At 42.7% G+C, this 23782-nt stretch carries 13 protein-coding genes; 3 read left to right on the top strand and 10 right to left on the bottom strand.

The annotated features are described in order from the left end of the window. Positions 1 to 99 precede the first annotated feature (99 nt). Entirely contained in the window at positions 100 to 1137 is a 1038-nt protein-coding gene (gene gldB, locus FAZ15_RS08000; RefSeq protein WP_136900797.1) for a gliding motility lipoprotein GldB, read from the bottom strand. Between the two features lie 136 nt (positions 1138 to 1273). Between gldB and FAZ15_RS07995 the strand changes: the two genes are divergently transcribed. The 3 genes from FAZ15_RS07995 to FAZ15_RS07985 all read left to right on the top strand — a co-directional run bounded on the left by FAZ15_RS07995 (position 1274) and on the right by FAZ15_RS07985 (position 4318). Beyond that, entirely contained in the window at positions 1274 to 1972 is a 699-nt protein-coding gene (locus tag FAZ15_RS07995; protein ID WP_136900796.1) for an outer membrane beta-barrel protein, read from the top strand. 21 nt (positions 1973 to 1993) lie between these two features. Continuing rightward, positions 1994 to 3637, top strand: coding sequence for an NAD+ synthase (locus FAZ15_RS07990; protein ID WP_136900795.1), 1644 nt, complete (start codon positions 1994 to 1996; stop codon positions 3635 to 3637). 75 nt (positions 3638 to 3712) lie between these two features. After that, positions 3713 to 4318: a DUF4136 domain-containing protein gene (locus tag FAZ15_RS07985; protein WP_136900794.1), complete on the top strand. Its 606-nt coding sequence runs from the start codon at positions 3713 to 3715 to the stop codon at positions 4316 to 4318. 38 nt (positions 4319 to 4356) lie between these two features. Here FAZ15_RS07985 and FAZ15_RS07980 read toward each other — a convergent pair whose 3' ends face one another. The 9 genes from FAZ15_RS07980 to FAZ15_RS07940 all read right to left on the bottom strand — a co-directional run bounded on the left by FAZ15_RS07980 (position 4357) and on the right by FAZ15_RS07940 (position 23753). After that, positions 4357 to 5508, bottom strand: a complete 1152-nt coding sequence (locus tag FAZ15_RS07980) for a glycoside hydrolase family 88/105 protein (RefSeq protein ID WP_136900793.1) — start codon at positions 5506 to 5508, stop codon at positions 4357 to 4359. Between the two features lie 118 nt (positions 5509 to 5626). Then, the gene (locus FAZ15_RS07975; protein ID WP_136900792.1) at positions 5627 to 7438 is read right to left on the bottom strand and encodes a RagB/SusD family nutrient uptake outer membrane protein; all 1812 of its coding nucleotides are present in this window, start codon (positions 7436 to 7438) and stop codon (positions 5627 to 5629) included. Positions 7439 to 7449: 11 nt separating this feature from the next. Further along, the gene (locus FAZ15_RS07970) at positions 7450 to 10671 is read right to left on the bottom strand and encodes a SusC/RagA family TonB-linked outer membrane protein (protein WP_136900791.1); all 3222 of its coding nucleotides are present in this window, start codon (positions 10669 to 10671) and stop codon (positions 7450 to 7452) included. Between the two features lie 292 nt (positions 10672 to 10963). After that, positions 10964 to 12592: a RagB/SusD family protein gene (locus FAZ15_RS07965; protein WP_136900790.1), complete on the bottom strand. Its 1629-nt coding sequence runs from the start codon at positions 12590 to 12592 to the stop codon at positions 10964 to 10966. Between the two features lie 11 nt (positions 12593 to 12603). Further along, positions 12604 to 15702 carry a SusC/RagA family TonB-linked outer membrane protein gene (locus tag FAZ15_RS07960; protein WP_136900789.1) on the bottom strand — a complete coding sequence of 1033 codons (3099 nt, stop codon included), beginning with the start codon at positions 15700 to 15702 and terminating at the stop codon, positions 12604 to 12606. 20 nt (positions 15703 to 15722) lie between these two features. Continuing rightward, on the bottom strand, positions 15723 to 17294 hold the full coding sequence (locus FAZ15_RS07955; RefSeq protein ID WP_136900788.1) for a fasciclin domain-containing protein: 1572 nt from the start codon (positions 17292 to 17294) through the stop codon (positions 15723 to 15725). A gap of 113 nt (positions 17295 to 17407) precedes the next feature. Beyond that, complete coding sequence (locus tag FAZ15_RS07950; RefSeq protein ID WP_136900787.1) at positions 17408 to 19024, bottom strand: fasciclin domain-containing protein; 1617 nt, start codon at positions 19022 to 19024, stop codon at positions 17408 to 17410. A gap of 9 nt (positions 19025 to 19033) precedes the next feature. Continuing rightward, entirely contained in the window at positions 19034 to 20494 is a 1461-nt protein-coding gene (locus FAZ15_RS07945; RefSeq protein WP_136900786.1) for a RagB/SusD family nutrient uptake outer membrane protein, read from the bottom strand. 10 nt (positions 20495 to 20504) lie between these two features. Further along, positions 20505 to 23753, bottom strand: a complete 3249-nt coding sequence (locus tag FAZ15_RS07940) for a SusC/RagA family TonB-linked outer membrane protein (RefSeq protein ID WP_136900785.1) — start codon at positions 23751 to 23753, stop codon at positions 20505 to 20507. Positions 23754 to 23782 lie beyond the last annotated feature (29 nt).

The raw sequence follows: 23782 nt of genomic DNA, 5'->3' as shown, positions 1-23782 counted from the left end.
TTGCAATAACAATAAACTTTTCGTTACTAATCAGGAACCTACCGGATAAACAATCCACGCAACCAAAAGAATATAGGTGAGAGCTAGTCGGCAGAGGGATTACTTCCCCCTAAACTTGGATCCTTCCAGAATATCCTGTGCGTCTTCCTTTGCAAGCAATTGCCTTAGATTCAGCTCCGGGTTCTTTTCCATAAATTTTCGCACGATCATCCAGCCGATATAAGAGCCCAGTTTGGGTGCAGATTCATTGTTCTCTCCGAGTTCAGGGCTAAAGGGAGCCTCACTAAAATACCTCTGCACGCCCATGTAATCCGTGCTATACAACAGGTTTTCTTGAATAAACCAAGCCCACACATCTTCTTGATAGCGCTGAATCCATTCCATTTGCGGCGTGGTGTAACCTATCTTTAAGCTATCAGGCACATTTTCCAGTATCACATCCATTGCATACAACACCTTACCATTGTAGATCATGTGCTGCAGCATATTGACATCACCATTATGTTGGGGAAATAGCTCTTGCCGAAGTACGGTCTCCACTACACGAGGAGTTATATTCTCAGGTGTAAATCTTCGGGAGATATAACGGGGTATCGATTGAACAAGGGCCGGATAAAATTCTGACTCAGCTCCCAAAAACATGTCCAATCCGATTCCAAGATAATCTTCGCCCGATATGGTCTGAAACGAGAAACCACCGACGAAAGAAATAAAACGAGGCAGCATATATTCCGGATAGTAATATTTGATGTACTTGAAAGCCTGCGACAGTTCCTTTTCCTGCCTTTCGAGATTCGGAAATGCCGTAGAAACCGCGGTTGAAAGATCTACAAAATCTTTTTTTACCAGTACTTTTTTCAAAATGGACTCAACCTTTAAGCTATCCGTAGGATGTCCTACCTCCAGCATTTCAGTCATAAAATCCGTATAAAATAGATCGTAGTGTCGCTGCCAATCACTATTTTTCTGCAGAATCGCAGCCGTATCTAAAACCGAAAACTCCTGATCAAAACGCTCAACTTTAATATCAAGTTCTATATCAGAAACATCAGGTCTACTTATTGTAGCAGATTGATGACACGAACCCATACCGAGTATGAAAAAAAAGAAATAAATTTGTGCTATATTGAATTTCATCTATATCTATCAATTTATGTAAACAAACTTAGGTAACTAGACGTTTTGTTACAAGGATTCGTTTCATTTACATGACGATTGCTGTGCACACAATTAGATGAAGTAAGACATACCTGTATATTAAATAAACAAGAGAATGATAAAACCCCCTGCAATTTTCATTGCTTCTTTCGCTTTTCTAGCGACATTTTTTGCGACGACATCCGCAAAAGGCCAGGACTATTACCCCAATCGATCCTATAGCAGCGGTGATAAAAACATCCGCTTAGCACTTACATTTAATCCCAATATCGGTTGGTTAAAATATGAAAACGGTTCTAAGGCAAAAGCGAAACCGGGGTATTCTTACGGTCTCGTTGCTGATTTCGGATTTACTAGAAACTATTACTTTTCTACCGGGCTGCTCATCAACGCGATTAATAGCAGCATTTCCGCAGGCAATGCCATGGATACCGAAGGTGATTATAAAGATTTCAGTCGAAGCATTTACTTAAAATACGTTGAAGTACCACTGACTATAAAACTCAAAAGCGAAGAAAACCAGGTAGGGCGTTTCTACGGTCAGTTCGGCTTTACCGGTGGCTTTAAGGTATCTGGAAAAGAGCAATTGCCAAGCCAAACAACAAAAACATCGATCAGTGGTGCTGATATCTTTCGTATAGGATTACTGATCGGCGGTGGTGCCGAGTGGAGACTATCCAATAACCTAGCTCTACTGACTGGTGTAGCCTATAATAATGGTTTTACGAGAGCCATCAATATGGGAGAAGGCATATATGGCGCCGATAAACCCAAGACCTCGTATGTATCCCTGAATGTCGGCTTATTTTTTTAATGGAAAACAAATTATCTACAGATGAAGATCGCTTTAGCACAATTAAATTATCATATCGGGAATTTTGAAAAAAATAATGAAAAAATAATCGATGCCATACAACAAGCAAAATCTCAAGGTGCTCATTTAGTCGTCTTTGCCGAATTGGCCATTGGCGGCTATCCGGCAAAGGATCTTTTGCGCAATGCGGTCTTTATAGAAGAATGCAAACGAAGTATAGACCTCATTGCAACGCATTGCCAAGATATTGACTGTATAATCGGCGCGCCGTTAAAAAACACCAGCGGGGAAGGAAAGAATTTATTCAATGCCGCGGTATATATCAGTAAAGGGAAGGTGGTGAACTTCCATAAAAAATCCCTTCTACCCAACTACGATGTATTTGACGAGTACCGATTCTTCGAACCGAGCGACAACCTGAGGTGTATTCAAATGGATGATCTAAAAGTCGCCTTAACAGTATGTGAAGATCTGTGGGACGATGACGGAGACAATTCGTACATCGGCGATCTGATGGGAGAACTTGCCCAAGAACATCCCGATCTAATCATCAATATCGCAGCCTCCCCTTTCTCCTATACCCATTTCACAAGGAGGTTAAATGTTTTGCAGCGTAATGTACTAAAAGCACATGCGCCACTCATTTACGTTAATCAAATCGGAGCACATGCCGATATCATTTTTGATGGACGTTCCGTTGCGCTGGATCAATACGGAGAGATCGTAGCGGAATTAAAGAAATTCGAAGAAGATATTCAATATGTAACATTTGACAAGGGTAACCTACAAGCGACTGAACAGCACGAAGAAAAACCAGAAGCAGCTGAAATTGCGTTAATACATGAAGCTCTTATACTTGGATTGAGAGATTATTTTTCAAAATCCGGTTTTCAGAAGGCAGTACTGGGCTTATCCGGCGGGATTGATTCGGCAGTTGTAGCAACTTTAGCTATCGAAGCACTGGGAGCCGAGAACGTGCTTACGGTACTCATGCCTTCCGTCTACTCTTCTGGCCACTCCTTAAAAGATGCGCTTGATCTGGTTCAAAACACGGGATGTGACCACTTAATACTACCTATAAAAGACATTACATCTGCTTTCGAAGGTACATTGAGCGATACTTTCACCGGCTTACAACCGAATACGACCGAAGAAAACATACAGGCACGTACACGTGGAACCCTCCTGATGGCGCTATCCAATAAATTCGGACATATTCTGCTAAACACCTCCAACAAGAGCGAATCTGCAGTGGGCTACGGCACCTTATATGGCGATATGGCTGGGTCACTCGCTGTAATCGGAGATGTATATAAAACTCAAATTTACGAGCTTGCTAACTACATAAATCGTAACAAAGAAATCATTCCTGTGAATACGATCGTAAAACCGCCGTCCGCAGAACTTCGTCCGGATCAGAAAGACTCTGACTCGTTACCTCCTTACGATCTATTGGATGCCATCTTATTTCAGCTGGTCGAGTTAGAAAAATCCGGTAGCGAGGTTATAAAATTAGGATTCGAAGAAGCGTTGGTGCAACGCATTGTCCACCTATTAGGCCATGCTGAATTTAAGCGATTTCAATCACCACCGATTCTACGGGTAAGTCCTAAAGCTTTTGGTATCGGAAGATCGATGCCATTGGTTGCAAAATATCCCTTTTAACGTTAAACCTTTATACCAAAAGAATGTCTAACGGTAAAGGGGTAAGTGTTTTAGTAGATTATTTACATATATCATATGAAAAAGTTATTATTTTTTGTTTCGTGTCTGACGCTGATCGTCGTGACTTCGTGTTCTTCCCAGAAGTACCACACCACCCGCGTGCAAAATCTAGATTTCAGCCAGTATAAAACTTACGGTTGGTTACCGCCCGTGGATTCGCTATCTAAAGATTATTTTAATAATGATATTGCAAAAGGAAATATCCTTACCACAGCAAATAAAGAACTAGAAGCTAGAGGATTAACCTATTCCAAAGAAAATCCGGATATATTATTTCGATATGTTACCATTGTGAACAATAAAAGTCGCTTAGTTTATGGAAATTACTGGGGTGGTCCTTGGGGATGGGGCGGCCCATGGGGATGGCATAGACCCTGGGGACTCTATGGAGGCTGGGGAATGGGCTGGGGTATGGGAATGGGATTCTCACATCCTGTAGCTAAAGAGAAAGTCCGCTACGGACATATCATATTGGAAGCGGTAGATCGTAAAAGCAATGGTGTTATTTGGCAAGCAAGGGGTACTGGAGAGGTTGATATTCCCGAAAAAGCAATTAATGATTTACCTAAAATTGTATCAGGTATTATGAAAGAATATCCGCTACAACCCAATAAGAAGTAATAAAAAAAGCTCTGAAAATAAATTCGGAGCTTTTTTTATTACTTCTTTGCTTCCAGACATCCCATGATAAATGGCCCTGTGGCCTTTGAATCATTTTCACGAATGCGTTCATTCACATAATATTCGTAACTTCCATCGCGGTAAGGATGACCGCCCAATCCAGCCACGGCATTGCACTGGATTAGGGTAAGATTATCACCATCCTTACGGATCAGTTTCGTATTTATTCCTTCGAAAACCTTATCTACAACGCTTACGTATTCCTTACCGATATAACCTCTATTGATTGCCTTGCTATAGCCATAAAGAAACATGCTGTTCACCGAGGCTTCCTGGTAATTTTTGGGCGCTCCTGCCTTATCCAGCACCTGCCACCAAAGACCGTCCTTATCCTGATATCTGGTTAAGCTTTTCGCTAAACCTTGAATAACCTGTACCACACTATCTCTCCTCGGGTAATCTGCAGGAATGTAATCTAACACATCGACCAACGCCATATACCACCACCCGATACTTCTTCCCCAAAAATTAGGTGACTGTCCAGTTATGGGATTCGCCCATTGTTGTTTCTTGCTTTCATCCCAGGCATGATAATACAAACCCGTAGCGGGATCGAAAGTATGTTTAGCAGCGATTAAGACGTGATTAATCGCATCCTCATAGTACGTAGAGTCTTGCGTGAACTGACCATATTGCGCCACAAATGGCGCCGCCATATACACCCCATCCAACCACACTTGATGCGGATAAATCAACTTGTGCCAATAAGCTCCTTCCAACGTACGTGGATGCCGCTTCAGTTGATCCATTAGACGCTCAATAGCTAATTTATATTTTTCCTTACCCGTCTCTTTATATAAGAAAAACAAAATTTTACCCGGATTAATATAGTCTACGTTGTACGTTTCCACTTTGTACAGGTGAATTTCTCCCTGCTCGTTGATAATGGTATCGCCCCACGCTTCTACATAATCAAAGTATTTTTGATCTCCTGTCTGTTCCCAAACTTTTAACATCGCCAGGCAGCCCAAGCCTTGTGCATATCCAAAGTAAAGCCGTTTGCCATGATCCAGTTGCCACGCTTCTGGAAATCTATTCATTTCTGAATTCGCAAACTGGATGCCAACAGATTGGGCATAAGAGCCGACGACAACGAACAAATAAGATATCAAGATGGCACATACTTTCATATTTAATCAGTTTTAAATGGTAAGGCGAGTATAATAGTTTGTCCGGTTCCGAGCGAAGCCGAACAAACCATTAAGAGAAATAAACTAATATAATTTTTCAATGTATCTATCACGTAAATTAGTACAAAGGATGTTGTTGCCCCCTTAAACCAGGGTTGTCGTCAATAGTACCTGTACTTAAAGGAAATAGTTCTACTTTATTTTTTTCAAGTCCTCGATAAATGTTGTTAAGCCATACGGCATCTGCAGTTAAAGCATTGGAGTTAAAAGCAGAAATACCGCTATGCATTTCCAATATCGTATAGCCTTCTGACTCTAAATCCGTTACCTCATCTGCGGTAGGTTCAGTCTTAAAAGGTATAAAATCTAGTGCCACGGTAGGATCGTTAAATGAAATAGCCGGTGTACGTTTGTACGCACGGTATAGATCGATATCAGTATATTTCCCAGTTTTGTTGGCCATATCTAGCATATCTTGTTTTGTACTGGTAAGCTTCTCGAAAAGAATGCCCCAACGGATCAAATCGGTACGTCTCCAGCCTTCAAATCCAAGTTCCAGTTTACGTTCCTGAATGATGGCATCTTTAAAATCCTGATACCCGGACGGCGTCACGCCTATTTTAGACGCATCCCCTCCAAAAGCTCGTAGGCGCACCTTCTCATACATTTCTTTCGCTACGGTAGTCGGTCCATTATTCAGTTCATTTTCGGCTTCGGCATACATGAGCAATACATCAGCATAACGCAGGTCAATCCAATTAATATCCCTTAAGTTCACACCGATACTCTCATCGCCCTTCCAGTTGACACGAAATTTACCGATTGTATGCGTGGCATAGGTATTCATCTGATGCGTACTGTCAGCCGCAAGAGAATAGCTCGCAATGGCCACATCTCTCCTACTATCCCCTTCCTCAAACTCAAAGTAATAGGTCGGTATCGCCGCCATTGCCGGTTGCGCTTTTTTATGAAACGAATTTTGATGGGCAAAGATGCCATTGGTATACCCGATTCTTGATTCATTACGGTCTGCACCCAGCTGACCGTATTCCAGCATAGATTCTACATTGTATCGGCTGTTAATCACATCCCTAAAAATGGTTTCATAACTATCAACCAAATCATTCTCACCTTGAGTGACCACAGCTTCACAAGCAGCACGCACAATTTCATAGAGTTCTTGAATCCGCGCCGGATCCGAACGTTGCGCCAGTTGTACGGATCCTGGATTATACGAGTTGAGATCCCATCGCAATGAATAGCCTGCTGCATATAACGCTGTTCGCGCAAGAAGCCCTAGCGCTGCATTTTTTGTGATGCGTTCCGACGCCGTAGCGGATTGGCTTTTCCAAGGTAGTAATTCGACCGCCATCTGTAGATCTGCTACACAACCATCCAAGATCGTATCGCGGCTTACCCGTGATGAAGCGAAACTTTCTTCCTCGACAACAGGCCTGCGTGGATAAGGTACATCTCCAAAATAACGGACTACATTCAGCATGTTTTTCGCACGTATGGCATATGCTTCACCCAAAAAACCATCCAATTGTTTTCTTTCCGCCTCCGTTACATTCTCCATCAAAGGAATGTTGCGGATAAGTACATTTACCTGCTCAACACCGGCATACATCGTCCGATAAGTTGAATTTGGGCTTGTGGCCGGATTGTACACATAATTTGATACTTGGTTTTTTGAATTCGTTTCTCCCTCTGTGGAGAAGGCTTCATCTGTGCCCATGCCAAATTGATAATACAGTTCCATGTTAAATGTACTGGTATATGCACCTAAAAGTGCCATTTCTACCCGTCCCGGATTTTCAAAAATAGTCGTGCTATCAAAATCCTTCTGCGAAGGAAGTTCTAACCAATCCTTACACGAGGTTGTCAATAAAACTACGGAAGCACTTAATATATAAATAATTTTTTTCATTGCATTCAAATTTAAAAGGTCAAATTAACGCCCGCCACTACACTCTTCGCCCGAGGGTAAGCCGAATTGTCCACTCCTCTGGTTAATATACTTCCGCTTGCCGATACCTCAGGATCATAACCCGAATAGTTGGTAAACGTATGGATGTTGTTTAAGGTAACGTATACACGCATCCGGTTAATAAAAGCTTTCTTTGAGACTCCGTCAGGCAGTGTGTATCCGAGGGTAATATTATTTACACGTAAGAATGACGCATCTTCCAAGTAATAATCTAGGGCATCGGAGATCGCAATATTATTACTCGAATTTAAACTCCATATTTGATCGTTACTACTCTGATTTGGATTTAATTCGGCCAATCTGCCCAGATCCCTCGTCTCCAATCCAGTATTCGGATCAATAAGTGTATACCGATCTGCCATAATTCCTAATGAGTTCTGGTTCGGTAAATATGGACCCATATAGCGCTGTGTATTCATATTAAACGCTTGGTTTCCATAAACAAAATTCAGAAAAACACTTAGATCAAAATTCTTATAGATAAATTCATTATTAAATCCACCGAAGAACTTTGGCTCGGGGTTACCAATTACCGTACGATCATTCGTAGACCAAACCGGATTACCATCTGCATCCGTTTCGCCATTAACCGCAATATACTTTACATCACCAGGCTTCACAGATGAACGATTTTTGCCCTTCAATGAGGCAACACCATCATTCAGGGTATAGGACCCGTCCGCATTCTGTGTAAAATCATCGGTTGTATAAACCCCATCGTATTTATAACCATAAAATCGACTTACCTGCTCCCCCACTTCTGTTCTAAAATCTATACGCGAACTTAAATTTCGTATCATGTAATCATTACCACTTGATCCGAAAAGCGCTTTGACCTTAGAACGATTAAACGTCATGTTGAAGCTAGATTTCCATTGGAAATCATCCTTTCGAATATTCATGGTGTTCAAAGAGATTTCTACACCTCTATTCCGAAGGGCAGCTATATTTTGGTACTGCAGCGCATAACCCGTAGACGTTGGAATCTGATTTTCGATGAGTAGATTTTGCGACTCGTTATTATAAAAATCGGTAGTCAGGTTTACGCGATTGTTGAAAAAAGCCAGATCTAAGGCGACGTTGGTCGTCTGTGTTTTTTCCCAAACCAGATCCGGGTTTCCCAATACATCTGATGGTTTCACACCTGTGATCAGTGAATTACCGACTGCGACCACTGTGGATCCATAAAGTGTCGCATACCGTGTTGTTCCAATCCGGTCATTACCTGTCGTACCGTATCCCGCTCTCAGCTTCAATTGATCGAAAAAGCTAACATTTTCCATAAACTGCTCATTGTGTATGTTCCAAGCGGCAGATGCAGAGGGGAAAGATCCCCATTTGTTACCTTGCCGAAATGTAGAAACCCCGTCCGTACGAATTGTTGCTGTTAATAAATAACGGTCATCATAATTGTAGATACCCCGGGCAAAGGTTGAAACCAAACCATACCGTCTTTCCTCCGCTTCACCACGATTGGTTCGTCCTGCTAACGACACATCATTTAAACCGAAATTATTGGCAGGAAATTCGAAGTATTCGTGTCCTAAGCCCATCCCCTTTTCGTAGCGCACCTCGTGTCCGGCTAGCAAATTAATGTTATGCTTACCCATATCCTTTATCCAAGACAATGTATTTGTCAGTTGCCACTCGTACGATTCCGAATTCGCTCTGGAGCCATAAGGCCCCCCGTTATTTCTTGCATTAACGGTACGTCCATCGTCCCAAAAATCTGTTCTGCGTTGGTTCCATTGATAGCCGGCTGAACTACGAAATGTAAAATCGTTCAAAAATTTAGCTGTTATACCCATGTTAACGTTTGCAAGTCTCGAGGCGCGTTCGCGTGTGCGGGCATCGTTCATGATAATAGGATTGTAGACATCGTATTGCGAATCAATCAGCTGTAACTCTTCTGCAACATCAGAATTAAGGAGCTGTTCGTCCGTAAACCGAATACCACCAGTCGCTGGTTGCAGTATAGACATCTTTAGCATGCCATCTAAGGATCCTGATCCTTGTCTATTTGCATCTTGAAGTAAGGTATTGAAATCTAAATCGACACCTTCAAACAGCTTTTGATTTATCTTGGCCCGAACACTATTGCGACGAAACCCCGTTTTAGCCAATAATCCGTCTTGACTTGTATTGTTGTAAGAGAGCATGAACTTGGTGTTCTCATTGCCCCCATTAATATTTATATTATGCGTTTGGAGAAGTGCAGTACCCCCGAAAACTTCCTCCTGCCAGTCCAATCCCGCTCTATTTCCGTAGTCATTCCGGATTCGATCATATGCGCTACTCGCAAAATTGGCATCAGTTGGATCGCCACCAAACATATTCGCAAACCTAACTTGCTGACCACCTAAGGTTTGGTATTCGTATTGATATTTCACATAATCCTCCACGTCGAGCAGATCCAATTTTTTACTTAACCCTTCAAAACTTGCATAAGCATTATAATCCACGCTGGTACGCCCCGCTTTACCAGATTTTGTCGTGATAAGGACAACTCCATTTGCTCCTCTCGATCCGTAAATTGCGGAGGCGGAGGCATCCTTCAGGATGTCTATATTTTCAATATCGTTGATATCGATATTCATCAACGCATTTTCCATCACAAATCCATCCACTACATAAAGCGGAGAAGTTTCGCCTGTAATAGAGGTTCCGCCACGAACAGTAATATTGATATCAGCTCCCGGCGCACCACTTTGTGTAACCACATTTACACCGGCCACTTTGCCTGTGATAGCTTGGGCAGCAGTAGTGACAGGTACATTACGGATATCGGCCGCTTTTACGGATCCGACAGCACCCGTTAAGTCCTTTTTCCGGGCGGTTCCATATCCTATTACGACCAGTTCTTCCATCACATTGGTACTTTTGGTCATTTGGATATCAATTTTAGTTTGATTATTGACCGGAACCTGTTGGGCTTCGAAACCCAGATAATTAAATGTTAATGTTGCTGCAGTTGGAACAGAAATTTTATACATACCTGCTGCATCGGTCTGTGCAGACGTGGTACTGTTGGAGACGGTGATGGTTACACCGCTTAAAGGTGTGTTGTCCTGATCCGTAACAATTCCTGTTACGTCAATGTTCCCTTGTGCCTTGGTAGCTAGAAAACTGAAGAACAGCAGGCTAGCTAAGATAATTCGTTTTGTAATGAGCATCGGCTTCTATATTGATAATAAAAATAAATAGGTTTACTACTCCCCCATTTTCAGGTGGAGAACAAAAATAAACCTATTCTTAGCTAACATGCATCCTGTGCCATCCTGAAATAGAACAGCATAAAACCGCAGCACTTAGCGCCGATTAATCTTAATACAATAAATAAAACAAAGCTTACTAGCTATAAATGTGTCATTTAAGAAATTAGCGTATAAAAATCTTAAAATAGATTAATTTTCACCATTGTAACAAGAATGTTTTGTTACAATGGTGATCATAATTGTTAATAACTTAGTTTAGCGGATATTTAATGAACCAATTATTTTCGTCCATCAGGTACGATCGAATTTCCTCTTCGCGACCACCGTATTTTTTTGATACGATATCCGCTACAATGGAATTATCCTGCCATCTCTTGGCAATTCGTACCATGGAAAAGAAAGGTTTTGCTTCACCAGAACTTTCCAACAATGTTTCTTCCACAATAAGCTTATCCAATGCCTTTTTGTAAGCAGTGGTATCTGCTGCCGTGCTGCCTTCTCCTGGCTTAGCTATCCCGGCCGGATACACCGCAGACATATTGACACGACGACGTATCCCCCAGTTTCTTCTAAGTGGAGTGGTTTGCAAGGGATCAGCAAAGGGATATCTTAGGTTACCTACATTCAAATCCTGATATGTACTTATACCATTATTCAAAAGAGCTTCAGCTTCCGCGAATAAGCTTAAGTGATTCAGTGCCTCTATTACAGCAAAATGTACATCAACATCTCTGTAAATCGTGACATGCACATTATTTTTATAGATCTCCGAAGGAGTCTCTCTGTCCCTGGAATATTTTCGAACGACCCAATCCCCGTTTTGAAAAAAATAGGTAAAGTTTTCCCCCCTATACTGGTCTCCCAAATTAAGTCCGTCCGCACGCAGCTGTCTGGCATATCTATCCATAGATACCTGAGACGGTCTCAAATAATAGACCGAAGGTGGCGTATTTGAGAAATACTTAATCAATCTATTCGTTTGGTTACGTTCGTAATCATAAGGAACAATATTGATCAATACTCTCGTTCTAGTTATCGGATCCCGTGTAAACACCTGAATCGCCTCCCCATTATAGTCATCACTACTTACTTTGTAACGCGCACTCCCGTTATCATAAATAAAATTCATCCCGTTTGCGACTACTTTTTCATATTGTCCAGCCCACAATTGTAATTCTATCAACAAGGGCATGGGTGAAGGACAAATCATATTCCAGACCAAATCCTGCTGATTGGTCGGCACGCCTGGAAATAGAATGTTCGCCCAATTCGTTTCGTATAACCCATTCACACCGTCAACTCCCGATTCCATTAATGACAACAACTTGGGTATCAGCTCATCTAACGTGATCATAGGAATAGTGCCGATGTCGTCAAGCTTCAGATTAGGATTGTCAAAATAGGCTACTTTTCCATACAGCTTTCCAACGGTCAAATAGGTCCAAACCTTAAATCGGATTGCTCCCGAAATCAATGCCCTATAATCCGACTCTTCGATTACTTTAGGGTTTTCCTTACGGTATTTCACGACTTTGTCAATATAGTTATTGGCATTGACAATCAAATCGTAATAAGGACTCGGATTGGCGAACTCGTTGCCTCTGGTTTCTTTAAAATTGTAGATATCCCATAGATCCTGTGGCGCATTTTGCGTAGGTTCCAGAAAATCTGACCGCAAGTCGCTCAGGAAAATCGTCTGATCGGCAATCGCCTGCATTTTGGAGGCAACACCGATATAGCCCGAATACAACTCGTTGGCTTCACCCACATAATTTTCATCCAACAGGATATCACTGGTATCCACTTCAAAGAACTTCTCACAGCTGTAAAAGCTGCATGCTCCTATCAATAACCCGTATATTATATATTTTTTTTTCATAAAATTACATCCTATAACTTAATGTTCACACCGATTTTAAATGTCCTTGGCAACGCAACTTTACCGTAATCTAAGCCTGTATACTCCACCTGATTGGCGTATTCGGTCACGGGATCCAAGCCAAGATAATTGGTCCATGTAAATAAATTTTCACCTGCGATATACCACTCCGAGTTACTCAATGCTTTAATTCTACTTTTGGAGATGCTATAAGAGAATATCAAATTTTCCAACCTCAAATAGGATGCATCTTCTATCCAACGACTTGAAAACCGCGCATTTTCCATTGGATCGCCGTACTGTACTTTCGGGATATCGGTCACCTGTCCATCAGCTTGCCACCTCCGTAAGGTTGCTTCTGATTGGTTAGCCCAACCATCCTGCGATTCCAAGCTCCTACGAAGCCCATTGTACATCCGGCCACCTTGACTGTAGCTCATATAACCTTGAAGGTTGAATTGCTTATACCGCAAACTGACCGACCCTCCGCCAAATAATTTCGGCAGGCTACTCCCCAACAATTGTTTATCCTGCTTATCGATAACACCATCCTGGTTGACATCATTAAACAAGGCATCCCCCGCTTCAAAAGCCTGAGTTCTAAAATCGGTCAGGTTATGTGCTTGTGCTTCTGCCTGACTCGAAATCACACCCATAAATTCGTATCCATAGAAAGAAAACGGAGATTGTCCGACCATATTAATACGTTGCACCTCATCGGGCTGATCGACAATTAGGGAACTGTTTCCGACAAGCTGCTTAACCGTACTGTTCAGCGTAGAAATATTTCCACCGATGGCTAAAGACCAAGTCCGATTATCCAATACAGAAAGGTTTAAATCCACCTCTAATCCATGATTATCAATCTGTCCGCCATTGATATAGACCCGATCGATACCCGCTATAGGGGAAACAGGGAACATATTCAACAGGTTTGAAGATTTTGAATAATAATAGCCGACATTTAGGTTGAACTTTCTGTCAAAACCTGAAAAGATAAGGTTAGCCTGCACGTTTTGGTTATCCTCCCATTGTATTCCGGTATTTGGGATATTGCCGACGACAACACCGGCCAACTGTCGGTACAATTGGCTGGAATAATACGATTTGGAGAGCTTCGAAGAGAACCGGCTATTTCCTGTTTTCGAGTACCCTAATTTCAGAATCAGACTATTGATACTTTCGACATCTTTGATTCCTCCATAATTGCTCATCAGGAACGACACATCTGCCGCGGGAAATAGTCCAAAGCGATTGGCAGTATTACCCGATACCGAAGAGCCGTCCACATTCAGGGAAGCATCAACCTTCACCAAATTGCGAAAGTTGTAGCTGGAAAATCCATAGAAACTTAACCAGTTCCATTTTTCACTGTACCCCCAAAACATCCTGCCCGCAGCATTCGTATAGTTCAGTGTTCTGTAAAAATCTGAACTGGTATTCCGTCCAGATCCCGCATCATATTCTTGCGAGCTCATGATGGACTGTATACCTCCACCAATCTGCCAAACATCTTGCCCAAAAGTCTTGTCGTATAGGGTGTTCACTCCTAAGAAAATATTGGAGGTTTGCCCCTCCCCAGCCCTAGCCGTATTGAGGGCGATTCCTCCTTCCAGAGGTGCCACCGTCCCGCTAGACAATCCCGGCACGAAAAGAGCTTGCCGGGTATAATTTGAAAACAAACCCACTGTTCCGGTAAACCGTAAGTTCGCCGAAGCCTTATAAATTAGGTTCGCGTTGACAAATACATCGTATATATCCGAACTCACATTTCCGTCGTTTAACAGTGCTACCGGATTGGTTACCCCAAAGTACCCTATGGCATCATAGTCTGGCAACAGATTGTTATCCCGATCTTTCTTATAAGGGCTTAGCACCGGTGCCCTGTACATGGCCGCCAATACCGGATTGGTCTCTCGTGATATGCCCTGCTCCTGCAACTTGGACGTCGCATAAGTCAGTCCCATCGCAGCATTCAGGTCAAACTTAGCGCCCAACGCAACGGTTGTATTCATGCGGGTACTGTACCTCGTATTTCTTGTTTGATCCAATGCTCCGTTTTGGTTCAATACCCCGAGGGAAAGATCATATTTTGCGACTGCATCCCCACCTTTCACACGCAGGTGATTGTCGGTGACGAAGGCATTTCTATAAATGAGGTCTTGCCAGTCTGTTGTATTGTTATAGAGGTAATTGTAAAAATAGTTTGGATCATCACGAAGAAAAGGAAAATTATTCAGGAGCTGTCCCATATCATCGTACTCCGTCATCCCTACGTTACCCAAATAACTTTTGTAATCACTCACTCCCAATACTGGGATAGTCCTAAAATTATGCGCTACGCCGTAATTTCCTTTAAACTCGATCACGGTCTGCAGATCCAATGAGGAAGAGGTTTCCAAGGACAATACGCCATTGGAGCCCAATGAACCGTATCGAGCTGCATCCGCACCTTTGAGCAGACGCACACTTTTTATATCATTGACATTGATCGCGCTCAATATTCCGCGTGAGTATGCGCCTATTATGGGCGAATTGGTCGCGTCCGGTAGAAAAGGTATCCCATCAATGACGATCAAGGGCGAATTGTCCGCCTCAAAAGAGCGCGCACCTCTAAAATTGATTGTTCCTCCTTCGGAGACCATCCCACTTTTATTCGTGATGCGAAGACCAGCCATCTCGCCGACCAATACGTTTTCAATACCTATCGCCCCCGCTCGGTAGTCCGTACTTTGCAGATAAGCACTATTTTTCTCTGAAAAGGCGCCGTCGATGACATTGTCGTACTTGATCCGGCCTTCAGAAATCAAAGTAACTTCAAATTCAGTACGACCCAAAACCTCAACAATGGCTTCATAATATCCCGGACTCCAGACCCTGATCGTGGAAGGAAAAGTATCCAGATCCTCAAACCGAAAAGTTCCGTTTGCCTTGGTCTGTGTGTTGTGCGATGTATTGACTATACTAACTACCGCATTAGGAATAGGTGCTTTGTCATATGAGCTCAAAACCTTACCTGAAATAATAGTCTGTGCAAATATGGGCAGGGTACCCAACACTACTGTTGAAGTTAAAATTAATCTATATAAGCCTCTAGCTCTATTTCTCATAAACTTACTTAAAAAGTTGGTTAATAATTATTTGCTGTTGGTACCAGGGTCCAGTGATACGGTCGAAGGGTCTTCGTTCCACTCGAATACTCGATCTTGATCCTGAAGGAGTTCATTCCTTCCCCTTCCACGTTAACCGTGCCGACTAATCCGCCCCATCCGTTATGGTTGGACACGCCGGGAGTCGTATTGGTATTCCGGTCATAATTCCAGGGGTTGGATTGGCTTACATTGAGGCCGCTCCTCACCAATACGTCATTGAAGTAAATATTTAGATAGGGGTGACCCGACGCCCTGAATCCCATATACAAGTTGTATTCGCCCGCGGGCACCTCCACCACCTTGTAGGTTGTCGCACCAGTCGCATCTTGTTCCAACATGATGGCCGTGAAATCCAGGGATGGCACAGATGCTTCCGCTGCATCTCCCTGAATCAGCAAGTACCGATAGGGATAACCAGTAATCCCCAGTGCTGGAAAGTTCACATTATCAGTAACTGTAGGAACGATACTGGTTATGTCAGTCGTTGTAAACAGACTAGGTTTGATATCATCCGGTACGGACTCCCAATAATGAAACAGCTGCTTAATCATGGAGATATGCACATTGTTCGGAATCTTTAATTTCGTAATGTTGTAGATCCTTCCGTTACTCATGCGCATATAATCAGGGTCTGCCTGCTGTATATCTGGCTTCCATAACCTACTGAAAGCTGAAGTTAAATCTTCCGTGCCGTAGTTCTCTATGACCTTGTTGTAAAAGATTGCTTCTTTGATCCAAGTATAGGCAATAAGCGAGTCTGCCCGTAAAAATGCCTTACCAAACTGTCCGTATAGCTCGCCCAGATTCGCAAAGCAATCCTCGATCACTTCATTACTGGGCAAAAACATGGTCACCTGTGCAAATTCTGACATAATATTTGACCTCAAAAAAATCGGGTTGGTGATCGAAAAAACAGAGTCATATACGGTATTCCCTTTAGAATCTACACCGATTGGTATGCTATTCGCCAAATCAAAGATCGTATCGTTCATGGCCAAGATCGTGTCCCTGATGATGGAATGGCTATCTCCCAGATTCTCGATATAGTCATAGATACTAATATCCGGCGACAGCAATTGATCGATCTCATGAACAACCCCGTTTTTACACAATTGATTTCCCTTGATAATCGTGCCGTCCCCAACATGGACTTGATCTCCATTGACTTCCACAGAAAGATACTTCCCGTTGAACGTCATCAACCGCAGGCCAGTTTTTAGTTTCGTCTTGTCAAATACCAGACTGTTGATATGATATCTCAGTATATACTCTTCGTCAAAGTCCATACTACTCAATGCCATCATTTTTTCGTTGGATACCGCCCACACCGTTAGGGTGTGGTCTCTTTCCAGCTCCTTGTCCAGTCCATATTCCTTCAGCTTTGCCACGAATGCTGAATATTGAGTCTGTGTTTCAAGATAGTCCAAAACATTCAATGGGGACACTACCTCCGTTTCCTCAAGATCCCGGTAGTGGTCCTGCCATGTTTTTTGACATGCACTCATCAAAACCGTGCTAAGTGCAATCAGGAATAATACAATATTTTTCATCTGTATATTATTTATTTTTTAAAGGTGATGAAGCTATCAGATTTTTCATCAATGTATATTCTGAACAGATTCTGAAAAATCATGATGGTTTCATAACGTCTACTTTTATATTTTTAGTCAATAGGATCAAAAACGATATGATCCAGGATGATCAACCTGCCATCCAACGATAGTATGCGCAGTGTATGCGATGTGGTCTCCTGAAAATCGACCTCACCCAAAACCTGCGTCCTTTTGCCTTCTGCTGTATTGGAAATAACAAATCGCGGATTTAAGGTCTGATTATCCATGATAAATGAGCATATTCCCGAATTCGTACTCGATGCCGGGCTGACCCAGACAAAGGTAACTCGGTATTTCCCCCTTACAATCGTAGGTGTCTTGAACTCTATCCAGCCAGACTCGCCTAGCGTGACTCTAAAGTGATCCCAGTTCAGTGTACCTGTATACCAAATCCCATCGTTTGATCTGTTATTTCGATAGATCAATACATCAGCTCGGTTTTCCGGGACAGATTGCCATTTGATACTGGTCAACTCACTGGCTGTAAATGTTTTGTTATATTGCGCACCTAAGTCTGATTTTCTGTAGTTGGTCACATTGGCAGCGACATCAGGATAGTCGGTAAACTCCCAAATAACCTGCACGCGCTCCGGCAAAAACAGCGGCATCCAATTGTCTACCTCATGCACGACTCCGTTTTTGGCGACAATATTAAATTCGACAAATTGGATATAACTTTGCATGTCTGTTGTGGCATTAATAACCAATTCCGACGGCCCTTCAGAGACTTTCATCAATTCATTGGCTGCCATCGTTTCAAAATTCATGGTATGCACACCTTCCGGGAATTTTCCCAAATCTCCGTAAGAGCGCTGTTGCGCCAATATATGATAGGCTACATATTTATACAGGCCATTCTCGGGATTTTTATAATCTGAACCACTTGGCACTTCTAGTTTTTGAACCAAATCCTGCAGGCTTTGTATACCTTCTTTGGCAAGGGTACTGTTGGAAACCGCAAATGTGGTATACTTAAACCGTTGCTGTATAGGCTCCCCATTTTGGTCCACAGCCTCGGTATATACCCGGTTCAGGATTTCGTCTAAACCTGTTGCGACCACTGCTTCCCGGAAAACGCTAAATTTAGGATCTTCCAACCGGTTGTAAATAGTTGCCGTCAAGGGCACCAGCACATCGTCAAGACTGTGTATGATACCATTCGTCGCTTTGATATCAAAGGTATTGATCCGGGATTCACTGTTGAGATATACTGCCTCCAGCCCGAGCTCCCTAAACTCAATATACAGGTTATCATCTGTTGCATTCAAATCGTTGATCGCTCCGCTTTGGAATTGCCCGAGATCAATTTGAGCACCCGGAATCAAGTGATATTTTACCAAATAATTGGCGTCCTCCTTGGTCATCTGCGATACAGACGAAAGACCAAGCTTTTGCAAATACCTTTCTACACCGGTATTTGTCGGTGCAAAAAAAGTATAAATACGGGCAAGGTTCAACGTATTATATAGGTCTGCTTTTTCCAATATTTCCACCCACAGTGCATACTTGCCATCAGGATCACTTTTGAGCAATAAAGCTATTGGCTTTTCTTCGTATGCCATATACGTATTATCTTCATAAGCATCTTTGCAGGCGCCTGTCAAGAACAGGATACCTGCGATAATCATATATAGCGGAGATTTTATCATAATTGCTAATCTTTCCATCTTCTTCACTTAGTTTAGAGGTGCATAATAGGGATTCTGTTCCAAGAGTTTATTATTCCGTATCTCATCCTGATGAATAGGCAGATAATGGGCATTTTCGTTCATTAATATGGAGCGTACCACTGGGGCAGATCCTCCCGTCATCCCTTCCATAACTTCATCGATAAGGTAATCCTTATACGCATAATTATTGCGCTTTGCAACACGCAAAAGGTCGTACCAGCGCTTACCTTCTCCGACAAACTCGCGCGCACGTTCGTCCATCAATAACGCTAACATCTCCAGCTCCGTGGAACCTGGTGTGATCGGTCTAGAGATCTGTGCCCGGGAACGGACTGCTGCAATCAATTCCAATGCTGCAGGATAGGAACTCTCCCCTTTCATAAGCAGTGCTTCGGCTTTCATCAGATAAATATCGGCTACACGATACAGTATAAAATTTTGATCGCTTTGAGGCCTCGGGATCGTTGTATTTCCCTCTGCACCGATATATTTCCACAGCTTGAGGTCAGCTGCGTAGGTTGCACGTAGGCCACGGATATCTTCCGGATTTTCCTGGAAAAGGGCCAAGCCATAAGGAGAGATAATCCAATTGTAAGATGCACCGAAAATAGTTGTAAAATTATTGGTCTGCTGTTTTGCAAAGTCAAATTGGATTTCAAAAATACCCTCATTCGAATTACCCGGATTGAAGATTGTAAACCAATTGTTACGTGCATTTACCACGCCTTCAATTAGCCCGACACGTCCGGATTCGAGTACCGCATTACAGGAAAAAATCGCTTTATCATACTCTTCGGTCCACAGATAGACATCGGCCAATGTCGCATGAATTGCATTGGAGGTAGAGCGACCTTTGGTTTCCCATACGGTCGGCCATATATCTTTGCTGTTCTCCAATGCGGTTGTCAGATCAAGGACGATTTGATTATAGATGTCCTGCTGTGAAGATTTCCTCACTTCGTACGGCTGACTATCGTTCATATACGGTTCTAGGATCAGGGGAACTTCCCCAAAATTGCGAACCAGATAGAAATAACTCAATCCCCTCAAGAAATAGGCCTCAGACAAAAACGAGTTCATTACGGCTGGGTTAAACGAGGGATCCCGCTCCACTACATCCGGCGCATAGCGTATCACCATATTGGCATAATTGATAATCTGGTAAAAATCTCCCCATTTGACCATTTCATTGGAAGGAAGTAGCCTTAAATTTTTGAAATCGTTCAAACCTACGGGTATGAAGCCACCGGTGGAAAGCATATTCCCTCTGGCCTCGCCCCAGGTTATCATGGGGTTGACCGATTTTTGTAAGGTGACATAGGCCGATCCAAGTACAGCTTCCACCTCTTCTTTCGTGTTCCAATATTTATCCGTTACCTGTTCATTCTCTGGCAAGAGATCCAGCCACTTGCTACATGAGCTACTCAACACGGCCAATAGGACTACTGTATATTTAATTATCTTCATAGCTTACAAATTAAAAATTAGCTAAAATACCAAATGCGAATCGTCTTGGTCTGGGTGTACTCGCTTTATCTTCACTGAGCATGTATATATTAGACGACAGGGAGACTTCTGGATCCTGACCGGAATAATTAGTCCATGTAAATAAATCCTGCATCGTACAAAAGACGTCAAACCGCGTAATATTAAACCGGTTGATAAACGGTTTCGGAAAGGAATAGCGCACAGAAACCGATCTCAATCTTATAAAGGACGCATCCTCCACGAAGCGATCCGATCCCAAGGTATTGTATCCTTCATTAAATAAAGCTCTCGGAATATCCGTCTGATCGCCTTCGTGTCTCCATCGGCTTAATACCGCCGTACTTTGGTTGTTCATTCCTCGCATATTCTCCGTATCGATGCGTACCCGATTGACGACTTTTTGTCCAAGTCTACCGTGAAAATTTGTTGTCAGTGAAAATGCCTTATAACGTACACTTATTCCTGCACCACCGTTAAACAGTGGCATAGCGTTCCCCAAATAGACAATATCGTACTGATTGATGACCCCGTTTCCGTCCATGTCCTGATATTTGGCATCCCCGGGGTAGACTTTACGGTTACCATTCTGCATATAAACGGCCTCCCCCATCAAGTCGTAAATGACATTATTGTTTAGATCACGCGCAAAAGTCTCGGTTTCATTTTGATATACACCCAAATACCTATACCCGTAAAATGAACCCAACGGGTTTCCTTCAATGATCTTGTGGGCGTAATTACCATTATCAAAATTATACTGTTCAAACTGTCGATTTTCCGGCAGTTCCAGTACCTCATTCTGGTTTCTTGAGAAATTCAGATCTGCACTCAAGGTAAAGTCTTTAGCACGAAATATATCTCCTCTAAAAATGATCTCCCATCCCTTGTTTACCATTTCACCGGAATTGTAAAATTTCATTTCGGTAAAACCAGTCGAGGAAGGCAGCTTGACATCCTTATTCAGGAGGTCCGTTGTCAGTCGGTTGTAAATTTCTCCAGTGAAGTGCAGACGATCTTTAAAAAAAGATAATTCTATACCGATATCGGTTTGGGTAATGGTCTCCCATTTCAAATTATCCAATTGTATTCTTGTCGGGCGGATGGCTGTCATATCCATATAACCCGGTGTGATGGGTTGAAAAACACCCATATACGTATAGGCACCCGTAGGACCGTTTCCGCTTTGCCCCCAGCTGAATCGTAATTTGGCCATATCAAGAAAATCAAATTGCTTCATAAACTCTTCATCCCCAAGCTGCCAGGCCACCCCGAATGCCGGGAACCCCTTCCAGCGGTGCTGTGCCGATATGGCCGAATTGGCTTCCCAACGATAAATCCCGTTAATAATATACTTGTTTTTATAGGCATAATACAGACTCGAAATAGCCCCCATACTTCTGGTCATGGAATTACCCGATCCCATACTAATGACCGCCCCGCCGGCCGTCGGGTCGCTTAAAGATGCAGAGGCATTACCGGATGTCTCCGAAGCATAACTAAAGTTTCGGGACTCATTGGTCTGAAATAGTTGTGTTCCGACAATATTATGATCTTCACCGAAATTCTTATTGTAAATAAATTTATTTTCCGTATTGAGGTGTAGGGCATCGGACATCAGATCCGACCCTCTGTTAAAGAAAGGGTCTGTCCAAATAACTCCCGTGACCGACTGTGGAAGGAACTTTCTGCTTTTGTTTGACCGGATGTCAAAACCAATCGTACCTGTGTAGCTTAAAAACGGTAAAATATTATACTGCGCTCTAAAGATCGCCCGGGCTTGCTCGCCTGTAGTCTGATTAATCGACTCATTGACCATCGCGACAGGATTGTAAATAGACGACTTACTTTCACCTAAGAAAGATCCCTGAAAATTAATCCGAGGTGTAAAATATTGATCCGAATAGAAGCCGTACTCATCGATGACATATGGGCTCATATTAGGCATGCGATTCATTGCTATTCCTCTGGGACTAGCAACATCTTTCCCCGTCCAATTGCTATTTTGTATACTCCGTGAGTAGGACAAGTCAGAACTGATATTGAACTTATTGGAAAATCTATAATTCACGCTGACCAGTGAATTGTATCGATTGAGCTTGGTACCGATAGTTGTACCGACATCGTTCAGGTAACCCAAGGATACCCGATAGGTAGCCTTGTCTCCACCCCCGCTAATAGACAGTGAATTATCTTCAAAGTGGCCCACCTGGGTTACTAGATCCGTCCAATTCGTATTCTGGTTATATTCGTTGAAATAGTTCCAGTTGGGATCGTATTTTATTTCGTTAGTATTGTACAACATATTCAGATATGCCGTCGATCCTTGATAGCCTAAGTCGTTGACCGTATTCCAGATCGCATCCTGTACCATGGACACATACTGTCCCCCATCCAGCATCGGGATGGTCTCGGCTTCGCGCTTTACGTCAATCTTTGAGGAGAATGCAAATTGTGTTTTCCCTTTACGGCCTTTCTTGGTTGTAAACAACAGGACACCGTTCGCTCCGCGAGAACCCCATACTGCTGTTGCGGCCGCATCTTTCAATACTTCTATGGACTCGATATCATTAGGCGATATATTGATCAAGGCTCCAAAGTCTTCATCATTGGCCGTCGAAAAGTTAAAGTCATCGTTGATTGTCGTTGGATAAGGGATGCCATCCACTACGATCAGCGGTTCGGAGTTTCCGTTGAGTGAAGATGTACCGCGGATACGAATCGAACTTCGCGCTCCGGGATCCGCGCTGGAGATGATATCCACATTGGCCAAACGCCCCTGTAGTCCTGCTTCGATGGAAGCAAAAGGCATAGCTTCCAGTTCTTTCATATCGAACCGCTCAGTAGCCGAGACTTGGTTTCTAAAACTAATGCCCATATCGTTCTTTGCCCCACCTTCCCGAACGATGGTTACCTCCTCGATAGACTGATCATCAACGATCAATGTGATATTAATGGATCCTTGCCCGCTATAGGGAATACGAGTAGATTTAAATCCAATACAAGCTATCACAATTGTGAGCCCATCTCCAGCAGGAACTTCTATTTGATACTGCCCCAACGCATCCGTTGATGCACCCTTCAAGTTTCTATTTTCTTTGTTCTCTACAAAAATCGAGGCTCCTTGTAGAGGTGCATTTTTTTCTCCTCTAATAGTACCAATCAATACTTTTGAGCTTTGAGCAAAAGCTGAAAAAATGAAAGAGGAAAGAGCAACTAAAATTAAAATCTGTAGCCTCATTTATCTTATTTTTAATAGGTTAAAATATT

It is taken from the genome of Sphingobacterium olei (assembly GCF_005048855.1).
Taxonomy (GTDB): Bacteria; Bacteroidota; Bacteroidia; order Sphingobacteriales; family Sphingobacteriaceae; genus Sphingobacterium; species Sphingobacterium olei.
The sequence above is the reverse complement of the archived record's forward strand: the minus strand, read 5'-3'. Positions and strand labels throughout refer to the sequence as shown.

Coding starts and splice junctions, on each gene's coding strand:
- gldB (WP_136900797.1), bottom strand. CDS start 1,137: ATGAAATTCAATATAGCACAAATTTATTTCTTTTTTTTCATACTCGGT.
- FAZ15_RS07995 (WP_136900796.1), top strand. CDS start 1,274: ATGATAAAACCCCCTGCAATTTTCATTGCTTCTTTCGCTTTTCTAGCG.
- FAZ15_RS07990 (WP_136900795.1), top strand. CDS start 1,994: ATGAAGATCGCTTTAGCACAATTAAATTATCATATCGGGAATTTTGAA.
- FAZ15_RS07985 (WP_136900794.1), top strand. CDS start 3,713: ATGAAAAAGTTATTATTTTTTGTTTCGTGTCTGACGCTGATCGTCGTG.
- FAZ15_RS07980 (WP_136900793.1), bottom strand. CDS start 5,508: ATGAAAGTATGTGCCATCTTGATATCTTATTTGTTCGTTGTCGTCGGC.
- FAZ15_RS07975 (WP_136900792.1), bottom strand. CDS start 7,438: ATGAAAAAAATTATTTATATATTAAGTGCTTCCGTAGTTTTATTGACA.
- FAZ15_RS07970 (WP_136900791.1), bottom strand. CDS start 10,671: ATGCTCATTACAAAACGAATTATCTTAGCTAGCCTGCTGTTCTTCAGT.
- FAZ15_RS07965 (WP_136900790.1), bottom strand. CDS start 12,592: ATGAAAAAAAAATATATAATATACGGGTTATTGATAGGAGCATGCAGC.
- FAZ15_RS07960 (WP_136900789.1), bottom strand. CDS start 15,702: ATGAGAAATAGAGCTAGAGGCTTATATAGATTAATTTTAACTTCAACA.
- FAZ15_RS07955 (WP_136900788.1), bottom strand. CDS start 17,294: ATGAAAAATATTGTATTATTCCTGATTGCACTTAGCACGGTTTTGATG.
- FAZ15_RS07950 (WP_136900787.1), bottom strand. CDS start 19,024: ATGGAAAGATTAGCAATTATGATAAAATCTCCGCTATATATGATTATC.
- FAZ15_RS07945 (WP_136900786.1), bottom strand. CDS start 20,494: ATGAAGATAATTAAATATACAGTAGTCCTATTGGCCGTGTTGAGTAGC.
- FAZ15_RS07940 (WP_136900785.1), bottom strand. CDS start 23,753: ATGAGGCTACAGATTTTAATTTTAGTTGCTCTTTCCTCTTTCATTTTT.